This window comes from Pseudomonas sp. LW8 (assembly GCF_041956865.1).
In the GTDB taxonomy this organism is placed as follows: domain Bacteria; phylum Pseudomonadota; class Gammaproteobacteria; order Pseudomonadales; family Pseudomonadaceae; genus Aquipseudomonas; species Aquipseudomonas siliginis.
Genome location: NZ_CP168138.1, coordinates 5,679,739 through 5,694,388 on the forward strand (window position 1 = coordinate 5,679,739; position 14,650 = coordinate 5,694,388).

Consider the following 14,650-nt stretch of genomic DNA (forward strand, 5'->3'; position numbering starts at 1 on the left):
GCGGGCAGGACGTTAGATGCTTTGTGTATTCGATACCGCCAAGATCGCAGCCTTCGGCAGCTCCTACAGGATTGACGTGCACCTGTAGGAGCTGCCGAAGGCTGCGATCTTTTGATTTGCAGCAACCTCGTTTCGTCGCTTGCACCACTACCGTGCAGACGGGCGCGCCACTGATCGGTATAGTGCCGCCCCTCTTCGCGTGAGCGGTCGTCGGTAACGAGGCCATAACCCATGCGAAACCCGAACTAATAACAAAACCCGCGATATGGATCCGGGACGAAACCTTCGCCTCACCCGTCGTGCCGCGCGCAGGCCGGTGTAACACGATGTTTCTCCGATCCAGCATTTGCACCCACAAAAAACAGCGAGGATAAATCCATGCTCGAAGTCATCAACGACTTCCTCTCAGGGAAAGTACTGATCGTGCTCATTGTCGGGCTCGGTAGTTACTTCACGATTCGCTCGCGTTTCGTTCAACTGCGTCATTTCTTCCACATGTTCGCGGTGTTCCGCGACAGCCTCAAAGGCAGCGCCGGGCAACTCAGCTCGTTCCAGGCCTTGATGCTCAGCCTCGCCGGCCGCGTCGGTGCAGGCAACATCGCCGGTGTCGGCATCGCCGTGACCCTCGGTGGTCCGGGTGCGGTGTTCTGGATGTGGGTGACCGCACTGGTCGGCATGTCCAGCAGCTTCTTCGAGTGCACCCTGGCCCAGGTCTACAAGCGCGCCGATGGCGATGGCCTGTACCGTGGCGGTCCGGCCTACTACATCCAGCACGGGCTAAAGCTCAAAGGCATGGCGATAGTCTTCTCCGTTCTGCTGCTGGTCACCTACGGCTTCGCCTTCATCGGCCTGCAGTCCTACACCGTGACCCACTCGCTGCAGAACGCCTTTGACTTCAACCCGCAACACACCGGTATCGTCCTGGCGGTGCTGCTGGCCATCACCTTTATCGGCGGGATCAAGCGCATCGCTTCGGTGTCCGACCTGCTGGTACCGATCAAGACCCTGGCCTACATCGGCGTGACCCTGTACGTGATCGGCACCCAGATCGAACACGTGCCGGCCATGCTGGAAACCATCTTCAAGAGCGCCTTCGGCCTCGACCCGGCGTTTGCCGGCCTGCTCGGCAGCGCCATTGTCATGGGCGTGAAGCGTGGCGTGTTCGCCAACGAAGCGGGCCTGGGCAGTGCGCCGAACGTCGCGGCCGTGGCCGCCGTCAAGCACCCGGGCGCGCAGGGCGTGGTCCAGGCTTTCAGCGTATTCCTCGACACCTTCGTGATCTGCACCTGCACCGCGCTGCTGATCCTGCTGTCGGGCTTCTATACCCCGGGCTTCGAAGGTGACGGTATCGTCCTGACCCAGAACTCGCTGGCGGCCGTGGTCGGTGACTGGGGCCGCATGTTCGTCAGCGTTGCGCTGTCGCTGTTCGTCTTCACCTGCATCCTCTACAACTACTACCTGGGCGAGAACAGCTTGCAGTTCCTCAGCCGCAACCGCGCCCTGCTGATGCTGTTCCGCGGCCTGGTGCTGGCGCTGGTGGTATGGGGTTCGATGCAGGACCTGACGACGGTGTTCGCCTTCGCCGACATCACCATGACCTGTCTGGCCTTCGTCAACCTCGTGGCCCTGGCCATGCTGTTCAAGGTCGGCCTGCGGGTGATGCGCGACTACGATGAGCAGCGTCGCGCCGGCGTCAAACAGCCAGTGTTTGATTCGAGCAAATTCGCCGATCTGGATCTGGATCGCAACGCCTGGCCGGTGAACCCGCCAGCAACGGCGGGCCAGACTGAAACTGCGCCGCAAGGCGTACCTGCAGCGCAACGCTGACAGGTGAATGACGGGCGCATCCCCTGCGCCCGTCAGTTATTGTGATGCAATAACTTGTAGGAGTGAGCCTGCTCGCGATGGCGGACTTTCAGCCAACATCATTGTTGAATGACACACTGCTTTCGCGAGCAGGCTCGCTCCCACAGGGCCCTCATCGTTTCGGAGAATCCTATGAGCTCGTCGACCTATCCCGCCGCTCAACACGTCATGGTGCTCTACACCGGTGGCACCATCGGCATGCAGGCCAGCGCCAACGGTCTGGCCCCGGCGTCCGGTTTCGAAGCGCGGATGCGCGACTACCTGCACAGTCAGCCTGAGCTGGTAGTGCCGCAGTGGCAATTTCGGGAAATGTCGCCGCTGATCGACAGCGCCAACATGACCCCGGCCTACTGGCAGCAACTGCGCGAAGCGGTGGTCGATGCCGTGGATGTGCAAGGTTGCGACAGCGTGCTGATCCTGCACGGCACCGACACCCTGGCGTACAGCGCGGCGGCGATGAGTTTTCAGTTGCTCGGTCTGCATGCCCGCGTGTGTTTCACCGGTTCGATGCTGCCAGCGGGTGTGACCGACAGCGATGCCTGGGAAAACCTCGGCGGCGCGCTGGTCGCCCTCGGCCAAGGCCTGGCGCCGGGCGTGCACCTGTACTTTCACGGCGAACTGCTGGCGCCGACCCGCTGCGCGAAAGTGCGCAGCTTCGGCCGCCATCCGTTCAAACGCCTGGAGCGTCAGGGCGGTGGTGTGAAGGCGCCTTCGATTCCAGTCGCGCTGAACTACAACCAGCCGAAGCAACTGGCGAAAGTCGCGGTGTTGCCGCTGTTTCCCGGCATCAGTGCCGAAGTCCTCGACGGCCTGCTCGACAGCGGCATTCAAGGTCTGGTGCTGGAATGCTACGGCAGCGGGACCGGGCCGAGCGATAACCCCGAGTTCCTCGCCAGCCTTGGCCGTGCACGGGATAACGGCGTGGTGGTGGTGGCAGTGACGCAATGCCATGAAGGCGGGGTCGAGCTGGATGTCTACGAGGCTGGCAGCCGCTTGCGGGGTGTTGGCGTGTTGTCCGGTGGCGGCATGACCCGCGAGGCGGCGTTCGGCAAGTTGCATGGCTTGCTGGGGGCCGGGCTGGAAACGGCTGAAGTGCGCCGATTGATCGAACTGGATTTGTGTGGTGAGTTGAACTGAGCTCGGCGCTGGATTGCCCCTCACCCTAACCCTCTCCCAGAGGGAGAGGGAACTGACCCTGTTGTCTTGCGCTATACACCGACCTGATAAACAGTGTCGATTATGGATTCGGCGGCGGTGTCTCACGTCGGTGTAGTTCTGCAATATCCCCCGTTCGGCCCCCTCTCCCTCTGGGAGAGGGCTGGGGTGAGGGCCTGCGGCATGCAACTTGCTGGGTCCCAGCCACCTCCAGGCTGGAAGATCCCATGCTCCACTCCCACCTCACCACCCTCAACGCGGTCTCGCTGATCCTCAACACGTTCAAGGCCGAAGGCCTGTCGAGCGAGGCGCTGCTGGCTGGCAGCGGTATTGTTGCGGCGGATCTGCAGCGGGCCGATACGCGCATCACCACCCATCAAGAGATGCAGGTCTGCACCAACGCGGTCGCGCTCAAACGTGACATTGGCCTCGAATTGGGCCGGCGCATGCACGTGTCCTGTTACGGCATGCTCGGTTACGCCCTGCTGACCTGTGCCACCTTCGGTGACGCTTTGCGGCTGGCGATCCGTTATCCGGCGCTGTTGGGCACGTTGTTCGAACTGAGCCTGGAAGACGATGGCGAGCAGGTCTGGTTCGTCGCTGCTGATTACCGTGAAAGCGCGGCGATGGCGGTGTTCAACGCCGAATTCTGTCTGGTGTCCCTGAAAGTCATCTGCGACGACTTGCTCGGCCATTCCCTGCCGCTGCGCGCCACGCGCTTCGAACATGCAGCGCCGGACTACCGCGACAGCTATGCCGAACCCTTTAACTCGCCACTGCACTTCTCGGCCAAAGACAACGCCTTCGCCTTCGACCGCCATTGGCTCGATCAGCCGCTGCCGCTGGCCGACGCGATCACTCATCAGGCCATGGCCGAACGTTGCCGCAAGCAGAATCTTGAGTTCACCGGACGTCAGGCCTGGCTGGGGCGGATTCGTCAGTTGCTCAGCGCACAATTGAATGCCGCGCCGGGGCTCGAGGGGCTCGCGCAGCAAATGAAGTGCTCACCGCGCACCCTGCGCCGGCATTTGAAAGACATGGGCAGCAGCTATCAGGAACTGCTCGATGAACTGCGCTTCGAACGGGCCAAGCAGATGCTGTGTGAAGACCAGTTGCCGATCTATCGGATCGCCGAGACGCTGGGCTTCAGCGAGACCGCGAGTTTCCGTCATGCATTTGTGCGCTGGAGTGGCGTGGCGCCGAGTCAGTTCAGACCGCATTGATGTCTACTTCAGGCATGAGCCTGCATGAACAAGGGGCGAATTGCGGTCAGAGGTTTTGGCCATATCGATCCCCTTTTGGCCGCTCCCGACGTTCTCCGATTCAAACTGCGCCGCAACACTGAAAGCCACCGAATCAGCCTTGCGGAGAACAACAAATGCTGACGATCTACTCAGACGATCACCACTTGCACCATGGCCGCTGCGAACTCATCGATGGCCAGCTCAAGCCGTGCTTCGAAATGCCGTCGCGTGCCGACCACGTACTGCAACGCGTGCAGAAGCAAAACCTCGGGGCGGTCGAAGCGCCGAAGGATTTCGGCCTGGAGCCAATCGCGCGCATTCACAGCCGTGACTATCTGGAATTTTTCAAAGGTGCATGGCAACGCTGGACCGAGTTCAACACCGACGGCGACTTGCTGCCTTACACCTGGCCGGCGCGCACGCTGCGTGCGATCAAACCGACCAGCCTGCATGGCCAGCTCGGTTATTACAGCTTCGACGGCGGCGCGCCGATTACCGCCGGCACTTGGCAAGCGGCCTACAGCGCGGCGCAAGTGGCGCTTACCGCGCAGGCTGAAATCCAGCGTGGCGCACGCGCGGCCTTCGCGCTGTGCCGTCCGCCGGGACATCACGCCGCCAGCGACTTGATGGGCGGTTATTGCTACCTCAACAACGCCGCCATCGCCGCTCAGGCCTTCCTCGATCAGGGCCACAAGAAAGTCGCGATCCTTGACGTCGACTACCACCACGGCAACGGCACTCAGTCGATTTTCTATGAACGCAGCGACGTCCTGTTCACTTCGATCCACGGTCACCCGGAAGCGGAGTTTCCGTTCTTCCTCGGCTATGACGACGAGCGTGGCGAAGGCGCCGGTGAAGGGTTCAATTTCAACTATCCGCTGCCGGCCGGTTCCGGCTGGGATGTCTGGAGTGCAGCGCTGGATCAGGCCTGCGACGAGATTGATCGCTACGGAGCGGACATCGTTGTCGTCTCCCTCGGCGTCGATACGTTCAAGGACGATCCGATCTCGCAGTTCAAACTCGACAGCCCGGATTACCTGGCCATGGGCAAGCGCATCGCCGCCCTCGGCAAGCCGACCCTGTTCGTCATGGAAGGTGGCTACGCGGTGGAAGAAATCGGCATCAACGCAGTGAACGTGCTGGAAGGTTTCGAACAATGAAAAAGCGACTGATCGCCTCGGCGCTGTGCGCAGCCATGCTGAGCGCTGGCGCCCACGCCGAAGAACGCACGCTGCGCGTTTATAACTGGTTCGACTACATCACGCCCAAGGCGCTGGACGACTTCAAGGCACAGAACAGCCAGACCAAACTGATCTACGACATCTTCGACACCAACGAAGCGCTCGAGGCCAAGCTGCTCACCGGCAACTCCGGCTATGACGTGGTAGTGCCGTCCAACGTGTTCCTCGCCAAGCAGATCGAGGCCGGAGTGTTCCAGCCGCTTGATCGCAGCAAGTTGCCGAACTGGAATCATCTCGATCCGAAGCTGATGAAGCTGATCGAAGCCAATGATCCTGGAAACAAATTTGCCGTGCCGTACATGTACGGCACCATTCTGATCGGCTTCAACCCCGCCAAGATCAAAGCAGCCCTGGGCGATAACGCGCCGGTAGACAGTTGGGACCTGATCTTCAAGGAAGAGAACATCAGCAAGCTCAAGCAGTGCGGCGTCGCCCTGCTCGACTCACCGTCGGAGATTCTGCCGCTGGCTCTGCAACACCTGGGCCTGGACCCCAACAGCAAGAAGCCGGCGGATTACGCCAAGGCCGAAGCGCTGCTGATGAAGATTCGTCCTTACGTGACCTACTTCCATTCGTCCAAGTACATGGCCGACATCGCCAACGGCGACATCTGCGTGGCCGTCGGTTATTCCGGCAGCTTCTCGCAAGCGGCCAACCGCGCCAAGGAAGCGAAAAACGGCGTGGTGGTGGAAATGCGCTTGCCCAAAGAAGGCGCGCCGATCTGGTTCGACATGCTCGCCATTCCCAAGGGCGCGAAGAACACCGAGGACGCCTACACCTTCATCAACTATCTGCTGCAACCGGCGGTGATTGCCCCGGTCAGCGATTTTGTCGGCTATCCGAACCCGAACAAGGACGCCACCGGCCTGGTCGATCCAGCCATTCGCAACAACCCGAACCTGTACCCGACCGACGCGGCAATGAGCACGCTCTACACCTTGCAGCCGCTGCCTCGGGATGCCGAACGCGCACGCACGCGAGCGTGGACGAAAATCAAGTCCGGGACCTGAAACCGGCTCGTTTGCTCAAGACCCGCCTCGGCGGGTCTTTTTTTGCCTGGCAGCTTTATCTACCGCACGGGTCGCTGTTGCGCCTTTTAACTTGCCCTGCTCCGCCGCCCTTGCGGCGTCCCGACAGAGCAGGAAACCACCATGACCGCCATTCCCAAAGCCAGTGCCGTCGATATCGTGACTCAGCTGGTTACTGGCCCCTCACTGCAGGAAGTCGCTTCAAAAACGCTGCGCGATGCCCTCAAGACGCTGTATCCGAATCTCGACATAGACCCGCGTCTGGCGATGGTCGTGCAACCCACCTGGGCCATTGTGGATGGTCGAGTCGTACCCGACGGGTATCAGGCTGGATCGCTGACCAACGCCCTGGTGCGGCTCGGCCTGTCCGGCACCACGGTGACGTACCTTGATGGCGAGCATTATCTGACCCTGCAACCCGGCATGCCCGCACCCGCGCATCTGCCGGTAAAGATCGATGCCATCGGCCTGTTGCTCAACGAACTGGCGCCACTGCTGTTCATCGCCTACAAGGAGCAGCACGTCGAATACTGGGACGAGTTCACCTACCCCGGGCAACCGCGCTGGCAGCAGTTGTCCGAGGCACTGCGCAACCTGTGGAACGTCGATGCCAGCGTCGGCTGGGACGCTGACGAGATCGCCATGGCCCGGGCGATTTTCAAACAGCCCGACCCGCAACAACGCCTGGCCCCCGCCCCGTACTCGGCAAAGGCATATCTGATTGACCTCGATCGCGGTAGCTCCGACAAGCCATCGCACTTGACCCTGGTCGATGCCGCAGTAGTGATCGGCACAATCGCAGACCGCAAGTTGATTCTCACCCACGCGGTCACCCAGGGCTTTCAGCGTTTCGACTCACTGGAGGAACTCGGCGAGGCTCTGCTGCGGATATATGGCGCAAGCGTCTCGGGCGAAGATCTCAAGTGGCGGCTGGTCGAACCCCAGGGCAATTTCTTCGACCAGCAGGCGTGCACGCTGATTTCCATGGAAGCAGATGCCTTGGGCGAAATCAGTTTTTTTCAGGATTCCCCTGGTAAACGCGTCTATCCGCATACCGGCACGGCCGGCAAACCGGCTCAACCGACACCGCGCCTCGAAGCGCACTTCGAGCGTTTGCAGCCGATGCTTCCGGACTGGCTGAACGACGCACTGCCCATGGATCAGACGCGTTACAGCCGGCACCTGCTGGATCTGACAACGCTGCAGCACGAAAACAACGGCAAATCCTTTCAAAGCGAAATCACCAGCCTGCAGGCGTTCACTCGTGCAGCGCTGATCAAACAGATTCTCAAGGAGCAGCCCGGCGCCAAAGACGTGAACATCGACAACATCGAAATCACCATCACCAGTCTCGTGGTCTGGGGCACGTTTGTATTGCCGGGAAATACTCAGGCTCAGACATGGACGCTGACCGAGCTTGCCCTGCAAAACCTCGCAGGCCTGCCGTTGGGCAACAAGACTGTGCGGTACAAGGATGGCAGCCCGGTACCCGAGTGGATGAGCGCGACTTTTCTGGAAAAACTGGTCAGCACGGTCGACATCGGCAAGACCTACCCGGCGCATCTCAAGGCCATGCTGCTAGACGACCCCGTGCAAGCGCCGCTGTTGCAAGGGCTCTACACCAGTCAGCTGCGCATTGAGCTGCCATTGCTGGCGTTGCAGCACAAGATCCGGGGTAGAGCCGGCCTCGATGAATCGGGTTATCGATACGTGGTCGCCGCATTCGCCACCACTGGCGCGGAACGCTACGTCGATGGCGAGGAAATCGTCATTCGCCCATTGGCCTTCGTCGCTCATCGCAGCCGCTCCACCGCAGACACTGTCGACAACATGTATGTCATAGGCCCTCGCGATGCCGACAAAGGGCCGTGCGTGCTGTATCGACCACTGTTTGACAAGACTCTGCTGCAATATCCGGGGCCCGCGAATCTGCTTTTTGCGATCCAGCATTCGCGACATTTGCGTGACTCGGTACTGGCCTGGTTGCCGGACGATGTGCGCTTCAATTACAGCCAGTTCGTCTTCACCGCCAGGCTGCCGTCGGTGTGGACGATCCCGCAACTGATGATCAATCCGACCACTGCGCTGGATATGTCAGGCGCGGTCGCGCTGGGCACTAAGGTGATCGCCAGCGATGTCCTCGCAACCCTGCACGAACGCAACGTCAAGGCGCTTGTCACTCAAGCCGACCGGCAGTCGGTCTCCGATGCCGAAGCACGCTGGGCCTCGCTGAAACAGGGCGGCTGGGTGATGCTCAATGCCGCGCTGCCGTTCCTGGGCCGCAGCGTAGGCACAGCGGCGTGGATCTGGCAGATCATGGATGATCTGCAGGAAATCACCGACGGCGCCAACGAGCAATCGGGGAAGATCGCCTGGACGGCCATCGCCGATATTCTCCTGGCGCTGGGCATGGTGCTCGCCCACCGTGCGGCGGTGGGCGATGCGCCATCGACACCCGTGGCCACGGAGCTCGAAGAGGACCCAGCGACGACCAGACCTGCCGCCAGAATCGTCAAAGCGCTGCGCCAGCCCGATATCACCGGCCCGCAATTAACCCAATTCCATGGCACATCAATCGACAGCATCACGGCGCTGAAGCGATCCCCGACGGCACTCGCCACGCTGTTGGACGGGTTCGAGGTCGGCAAGCCCCAAGCCCTTGGCGCAGCCACCCGGGAAGGCGCGTACCGAGACCTCTACGCCCACGCAGACAAATGGTACGCCCGGGTCGGTGAGCGCTGGTTCGAAGTCGCGCGCAACGCGCATGGCGATGTGCACATCGTCGATACGCGTCAGCCCACCCGACCAGCCGGGCCCAGGCTTGCCTATACCGCCAATGGCCAATGGGTGATAGATCTGCGTTTGCGCCTGCGCGGAGGCGGGCTGGAGGACGGGCGCAAGGTGGCGCAAGGCAAAAAAAACCAGGAGGTGGCCGTATTGTCCGAGCAGATCACCGCGTTCGATTTGACGATGGAGAGCAAAGGCAGCCTTCTCGATACCGAACGCAACAGCCTGCGCGATGCCCCTGCGCAGGCACGCGAACAAGCGCTTGCGCAGTACCTCGCCACGCTCGATTCACAGCACAACGAATATGCCGCGAACATTCAGCTGATCAAGACACTCAACTGCAAGCAATCGATTCCCAACTACCGCACGGTCATGCCGGAGCGATTGGACATGCAGTTGTTTCTGGGGCAGGAGTGGCTCAGTAATAACGCTTCGGATTACCAGCAACGCGTACTGAGGGTGCAGGCGATACTGGACGACGAACTGCGCGGCGAATCGCAGGCGGTCACCTCTGCGTTCGAACAGTTGAACGATGCCACTCAAACCATTATCGAGAAAATGGAGTCGGCTGAAGCCTGCCTGGATGAACTGACCAGGCTGGGACCTGATGGCCTGGAGATAAAGCAGAAATACAACATCAGCCTGGCGCCCTACCCGCTGGATGATCTGAAGACTCTGCAGATCAGTCTCGGCCAGTACACCTGCATCAAACCCGGCGATTCCACCGCTCATGTCGAGGCACAACAAGCGCTGGCCAGTCTGTTCGAAGATGCTGCGCTGAACGTTCAGAGTTCGCGGGACCTGAGCGCCGATGAAAGCCTCAGTGATCTGCGCATACGCATCGACGCCCTGAGTCAGGTGAGCGAACAGTTCGCTTCCGTGGACAAGCGTTTCGATGACCTGGCGAGTGAATATTCCGAACACATACACACGGAGCGACTCAAGCAGTTGCAGGCGCGCGTGGTCGCATTCAAGGAAAGCGCCGACAATCGACTCGCCGATCTGTTGCGCTACCGGCATCTACTGGTGCCGCAAGCCGGTCCGTCGAGACCCGCAACGTCAGCTTCGAATCGGCAGATCATCAAGACACGCAACAAGGGCACCCTGGTCGGCCAGCGGAAAAAAAGCCTCGACGGCAAGAACACCGATCTGGTCGAAGTCGGTACGGCGCTGACGAGAGTGATCGCGACATTCAAGGAGGAATCGCCAGGTATCTGGGTCGAGCAGAGTGCACGGCCTGCACCGTTGCCTAAAGCCAGGCCCAACCTCAACAAGAGCATCAGCGAAGGGCAGGCATTGATCGACGGGCTGGCGGCGTTTCATCGGCGCATCGAGGCGCGTCTCAAACGCGGCTCGCGCATTCCAGTGGAGGTCGAAGAGGAATACCACAACCACGCCGCCCTGTTGCGCAAAGCCGGTGCGGCGATCGATGAAGCGCTGACGGCGAGTAACCTCACCGCTGCTCTGCATGAACCGTCCGAAGAGCTCAACCACAAGCTCGACGCTGCGGCTACGACACTGGAGCAAAAAGGCACCAGCACGCGAATCCGCCTGGTCAAGCAACAACTGCCAACAGCTGCCGGGGTCGAGTGGCTCAAGGACAAGGGCGAAGTGAGCATCTCGAAAACCCTGACCCGACGGCGTCTGAGGCGCCATCAGAACGATTTTCTCGACGAGTATCAGATTCGTGATGCGCATACCGACAAGGTCCTCTGCTATGCGCATTTCCATTACAGCAGCGTCGACGCGCCCGTTGGTGCATTTGTGCGTGGACATATGAAAACGCTCGCTCAGCACCGCATGGGGGGCGTCGCCGAAATAACGGGTGTGGATAATCAGAGGCTGATAGAAATCCATCGCAGCGAAATTTCCACTCGCAGCGCCGAAACGCTGTTCTTCAATCTCTCCAAGCCTGCCGCAGACGCGACAGCGCCGCTTTGATCGCAGGCTCTGGTACGGCGGCAAAACCCAGCACCAGGCCGGCGCGCTGATCCATGGGCGTAGTCGAGTCGGGTAACCAGTAGCTGCTCAGGCCGTTGATTTCGACATCGACATCAGCGGCCTGAGCGATCAATTGCTGCTCGCGCGCGATGCTGTCCACGGCGACGGTCAGGTGCAGCCCGGCCGACACGGCGGGCAACTGACCGACACCGGCGATCATCGGCCAGCCTTCGAGCAGGCAGTTGCGCCGGCTCAGCGCAGCCCGGCGCATGCGACGGATATGTCGCTGGAAATGCCCGGCAGCCATGAATTCGGCCATCACCGCTTGGGTGCTGACCTCCGAGTGCCGCACATCGACGGCGCGGCGTTGCGCAAACGCGTCGACCAGCGCTGGCGGCAGCACCAGATAACCAAGGCGTAACGCCGGAAAAGCGACCTTGCCGAAGGTGCCGACGTAGAGCACACGCCCCTGACGATCAAGTGCGGCCAACGGCGCCAGGGGTGCGCCGGTGTAGCGGTACTCGCCGTCGTAATCGTCTTCGACGATCCAGCCGCCGACCCGCTCGGCCCAGGCGAGCAATTCCAGACGCCGGGCCAGACTCATCACCACTCCGGTCGGGTACTGATGAGACGGCGTGACATAAGCCACCCGACAATCGCTGAGCCGGGCCATGGCGCTGCAATCGATACCGTCGCTATCTACCGCCACCCCATGCAATTTCGCCCCCGCCACAGCGAAGGCATGCCCGGCGGCGCGATAGCCCGGATTCTCGATCGCCACACCGTCCCCCGGCTCGACCAGTAACTGTGCACAAAGGCTGATGCCCTGCTGTGCGCCACTGGTGATCACAATTTGCTCAGCGGCGCACTGCATGCCCCGCGAGCTGCGCAGATAGGCAGCGATCATGCCGCGCAGCCGCGCGTCACCGGCTGGGTCGCCGTAACACAGCTGCTGCAGATCCGGTTTACGCCAGAAAGCCGCGTTCAGCTTGGCCCAGACCTCGAACGGGAACAGATCAAATGCAGGCACACCCACCCGAAAAGCGCGCGGCGGACCGCTCGGTGGTCGAGGTAAATGGTGCTTTTCAATGCGAGAAAAGCCACCACTGTGGATAACTTTGCTGGATGAATTCACAGGTAAATCCAGCCAATTTGTGGATAAGGCTGTGGGTAAGCCTGTTGACAAGCCTGTGGATGAATTTGTGGATATTTTTTTCTTCGACGTGGCTGTCTGAGCCAATTGCGCCACGTAAGTACCGTCGCCGACGCGCCCTTCGATAAAGCCCTCGGCATACAACTGATCGTAGGCGCGCACCACGCTGTTACGGGAAATGCCCAGCGCCGAGGCCAGGTCACGGCTGGCCGGCAATCGCGTGCCACTGGCCAGACGTCCATCAAGCACCCGCAGGCGCAAAGACTGATAGAGCTGGCGACTCAGGCCCTGACGGCGATCGAGTTCGATTCCGGCCGGATTGAAAGGCATCGACAAGGGTGGCAGATCAGGCATGGCGAATGGACCTATGAAATGGCTCGGCAATGGCTCTTACAACGAACCAATAGCCTGCCTAGGATGCAGGCATTCGCCAAGGAAAATCTGTCCATGTACACGCCACGCGCCTTTGCCATCGAAGACTTGTCCCAACTGCACGAACTGATCCTCGCCACGCGCCTGGCCATTCTGGTCAGCCACGGTGAGAACGGACTCCAAGCCAGCCACGTGCCGGTGCTGCTGCATCGCGAACAGGGCGAATACGGCACGCTCTACGGGCATCTGGCCAAGGCCAATCCGCAATGGAAAGACCTGCGTGACGGCGCCGAGGCGATGTTGATCTTCGCCGGACCAGACGCCTACGTAAGCCCGGGCTTCTATCCGAGCAAGGCCGAGCACGGCAAGGTCGTGCCGACCTGGAACTACATCGCCGTGCACGCCTACGGCCAGGCCGAGACCTTCAGTGATGGCGGCCGGTTGCTCGACATTGTCAGCACCCTCACTGACCGTCACGAAGCGGGCCGCGCCCAGCCATGGTCAGTGGACGATGCGCCAGCCGAATACATCGACGGCATGCTCAAGGCCATCGTCGGGTTTGCCATTCCCATCGACCGCCTCGAAGGCAAACGCAAGCTCAGCCAGAACCGCAGCGCTGAAGACATTGCCGGCGTGCGCGAAGGCCTCGCCGCCAGCCCCGACGCCAACGATCAAACCCTCGCCCGCTTGATGCGCTAAGGAAATCACCATGACTGAGATCGACATTCGCCAGGTCAGCGCCGACGACCACGATGCCTGGCTGCCGTTGTGGCAAGCCTATTTGCGCTTCTACAACACCGAACTGCCGGACGCCGTCACCCAGAGCACCTGGCAGCGCTTTCTCGACCCGAATGAACCGACCCACGCCGCCCTCGCGTGGGCCGATGGCAAAGCATTGGGCATGGTGCATTACATCTATCATCGCTCGAACTGGAGCATCGAAAATTCCTGCTATTTGCAGGATCTGCTGGTGGTGCCGGAAGCCCGTGGCACCGGTGTCGGTCGGCTGTTGATCGAGCATGTCTACGCTACCGCCAAGGCCGATGGTTGCTGCAAAGTCCACTGGCTGACCCATGAAACCAACGCCACGGCGATCCAGCTCTACGAGCGCATTGCCGAACGTCCGGGATTCATCCAGTTTCGTAAAGCCCTTTAAGGAGACGCGCACATGACTGCTTCACTCGCTGACTGGAAAGGCGTCCCCGCCCCCTCCGCCACCCTGCTCGAGGGCCGTTTCATTCGTCTGGAAAAACTCGACCCGGCGCGTCATGGCGATGAGCTTTACGCCGCCCTCGAAGGGCCGGGTGCCGATCCGAAGCTTTGGGATTATCTGCCTTACGGTCCGTTTCGCGAGCGCTGCGCGTTCAACGACTGGCTGAACAATCATGCGGCCAACAGCGACCCGTATTTCTTCAGCATCATCGACCGTGCGACTGGTCAGGTCCAAGGCATCCTCAGCCTGATGTCGATCGTCCCGGCGCAGGGCCGCATCGAAATCGGCCACGTCACTTTCGGTGCGCCAATGCAGCGCTCGCCGAAAAGCACCGAGGCGGTGTACCTGCTGGCCAAATATTCGTTCGAGCTGGGTTACCGGCGCCTGGAATGGAAGTGCAACAACGGCAACGCCCGCTCCAAATACGCGGCCGAGCGTCTGGGCTTCAGCTTCGAAGGCGTGTTTCGCCAGCACATGGTGGTCAAGGGGCAGAACCGCGACACCGCGTGGTATTCGATTCTGGATGCGGAATGGCCGGCGATCGATGCGGGATTCGAGCGCTGGCTGAGCGATGAAAACCAGACGCCTGCTGGCCAACTCAAAGGTCTGGCCGAATGCCGTAGCTGAACTTCACGGATACCCCTGTGGGA

10 protein-coding genes are annotated in these 14,650 nt (G+C 60.9%); 9 read left to right on the plus strand and 1 reads right to left on the minus strand.

What is annotated here, in order from left to right; all coding sequences use genetic code 11:
• The first annotated feature begins 378 nt into the window (after positions 1-378).
• The 6 genes from AB9L16_RS25825 to AB9L16_RS25850 all read left to right on the plus strand — a co-directional run bounded on the left by AB9L16_RS25825 (position 379) and on the right by AB9L16_RS25850 (position 11,262).
• On the plus strand, positions 379-1,827 hold the full coding sequence (locus tag AB9L16_RS25825) for a sodium:alanine symporter family protein (protein WP_150637183.1): 1,449 nt from the start codon (positions 379-381) through the stop codon (positions 1,825-1,827).
• 171 nt (positions 1,828-1,998) lie between these two features.
• Positions 1,999-3,003, plus strand: coding sequence for an asparaginase (locus AB9L16_RS25830; RefSeq protein ID WP_375122886.1), 1,005 nt, complete (start codon positions 1,999-2,001; stop codon positions 3,001-3,003).
• A 245-nt stretch (positions 3,004-3,248) separates the two neighbouring features.
• On the plus strand, positions 3,249-4,244 hold the full coding sequence (locus AB9L16_RS25835) for an AraC family transcriptional regulator (protein ID WP_256807576.1): 996 nt from the start codon (positions 3,249-3,251) through the stop codon (positions 4,242-4,244).
• A 155-nt stretch (positions 4,245-4,399) separates the two neighbouring features.
• Positions 4,400-5,425: a histone deacetylase family protein gene (locus AB9L16_RS25840; RefSeq protein ID WP_150637187.1), complete on the plus strand. Its 1,026-nt coding sequence runs from the start codon at positions 4,400-4,402 to the stop codon at positions 5,423-5,425.
• Positions 5,422-6,516: a polyamine ABC transporter substrate-binding protein gene (locus tag AB9L16_RS25845; protein ID WP_150637189.1), complete on the plus strand. Its 1,095-nt coding sequence runs from the start codon at positions 5,422-5,424 to the stop codon at positions 6,514-6,516. The genes AB9L16_RS25840 and AB9L16_RS25845 overlap by 4 nt, the downstream gene beginning before the upstream one ends.
• Before the next feature lie 141 nt (positions 6,517-6,657).
• The gene (locus tag AB9L16_RS25850; protein ID WP_375122887.1) at positions 6,658-11,262 is read left to right on the plus strand and encodes a dermonecrotic toxin domain-containing protein; all 4,605 of its coding nucleotides are present in this window, start codon (positions 6,658-6,660) and stop codon (positions 11,260-11,262) included.
• Here AB9L16_RS25850 and AB9L16_RS25855 read toward each other — a convergent pair.
• Positions 11,219-12,769, minus strand: a complete 1,551-nt coding sequence (locus tag AB9L16_RS25855; RefSeq protein ID WP_375122889.1) for a PLP-dependent aminotransferase family protein — start codon at positions 12,767-12,769, stop codon at positions 11,219-11,221. The two genes, AB9L16_RS25850 and AB9L16_RS25855, sit on opposite strands and share 44 nt — an antisense overlap.
• 93 nt (positions 12,770-12,862) lie before the next feature.
• Here AB9L16_RS25855 and AB9L16_RS25860 point away from each other — a divergent pair, with 93 nt between their 5' ends.
• The 3 genes from AB9L16_RS25860 to AB9L16_RS25870 are packed head-to-tail and all read left to right on the plus strand — an operon-like array spanning position 12,863 to position 14,627.
• A complete protein-coding gene (locus tag AB9L16_RS25860; RefSeq protein ID WP_252868487.1) occupies positions 12,863-13,486 on the plus strand; it encodes an FMN-binding negative transcriptional regulator in 624 nt (207 codons plus the stop codon).
• 10 nt (positions 13,487-13,496) lie between these two features.
• Positions 13,497-13,943: a GNAT family N-acetyltransferase gene (locus tag AB9L16_RS25865; protein WP_236167797.1), complete on the plus strand. Its 447-nt coding sequence runs from the start codon at positions 13,497-13,499 to the stop codon at positions 13,941-13,943.
• 12 nt (positions 13,944-13,955) lie between these two features.
• A complete protein-coding gene (locus AB9L16_RS25870; RefSeq protein ID WP_375122890.1) occupies positions 13,956-14,627 on the plus strand; it encodes a GNAT family N-acetyltransferase in 672 nt (223 codons plus the stop codon).
• Positions 14,628-14,650 lie beyond the last annotated feature (23 nt).

Coding starts and splice junctions, on each gene's coding strand:
- AB9L16_RS25825 (WP_150637183.1), top strand. CDS start 379: ATGCTCGAAGTCATCAACGACTTCCTCTCAGGGAAAGTACTGATCGTG.
- AB9L16_RS25830 (WP_375122886.1), top strand. CDS start 1,999: ATGAGCTCGTCGACCTATCCCGCCGCTCAACACGTCATGGTGCTCTAC.
- AB9L16_RS25835 (WP_256807576.1), top strand. CDS start 3,249: ATGCTCCACTCCCACCTCACCACCCTCAACGCGGTCTCGCTGATCCTC.
- AB9L16_RS25840 (WP_150637187.1), top strand. CDS start 4,400: ATGCTGACGATCTACTCAGACGATCACCACTTGCACCATGGCCGCTGC.
- AB9L16_RS25845 (WP_150637189.1), top strand. CDS start 5,422: ATGAAAAAGCGACTGATCGCCTCGGCGCTGTGCGCAGCCATGCTGAGC.
- AB9L16_RS25850 (WP_375122887.1), top strand. CDS start 6,658: ATGACCGCCATTCCCAAAGCCAGTGCCGTCGATATCGTGACTCAGCTG.
- AB9L16_RS25855 (WP_375122889.1), bottom strand. CDS start 12,769: ATGCCTGATCTGCCACCCTTGTCGATGCCTTTCAATCCGGCCGGAATC.
- AB9L16_RS25860 (WP_252868487.1), top strand. CDS start 12,863: ATGTACACGCCACGCGCCTTTGCCATCGAAGACTTGTCCCAACTGCAC.
- AB9L16_RS25865 (WP_236167797.1), top strand. CDS start 13,497: ATGACTGAGATCGACATTCGCCAGGTCAGCGCCGACGACCACGATGCC.
- AB9L16_RS25870 (WP_375122890.1), top strand. CDS start 13,956: ATGACTGCTTCACTCGCTGACTGGAAAGGCGTCCCCGCCCCCTCCGCC.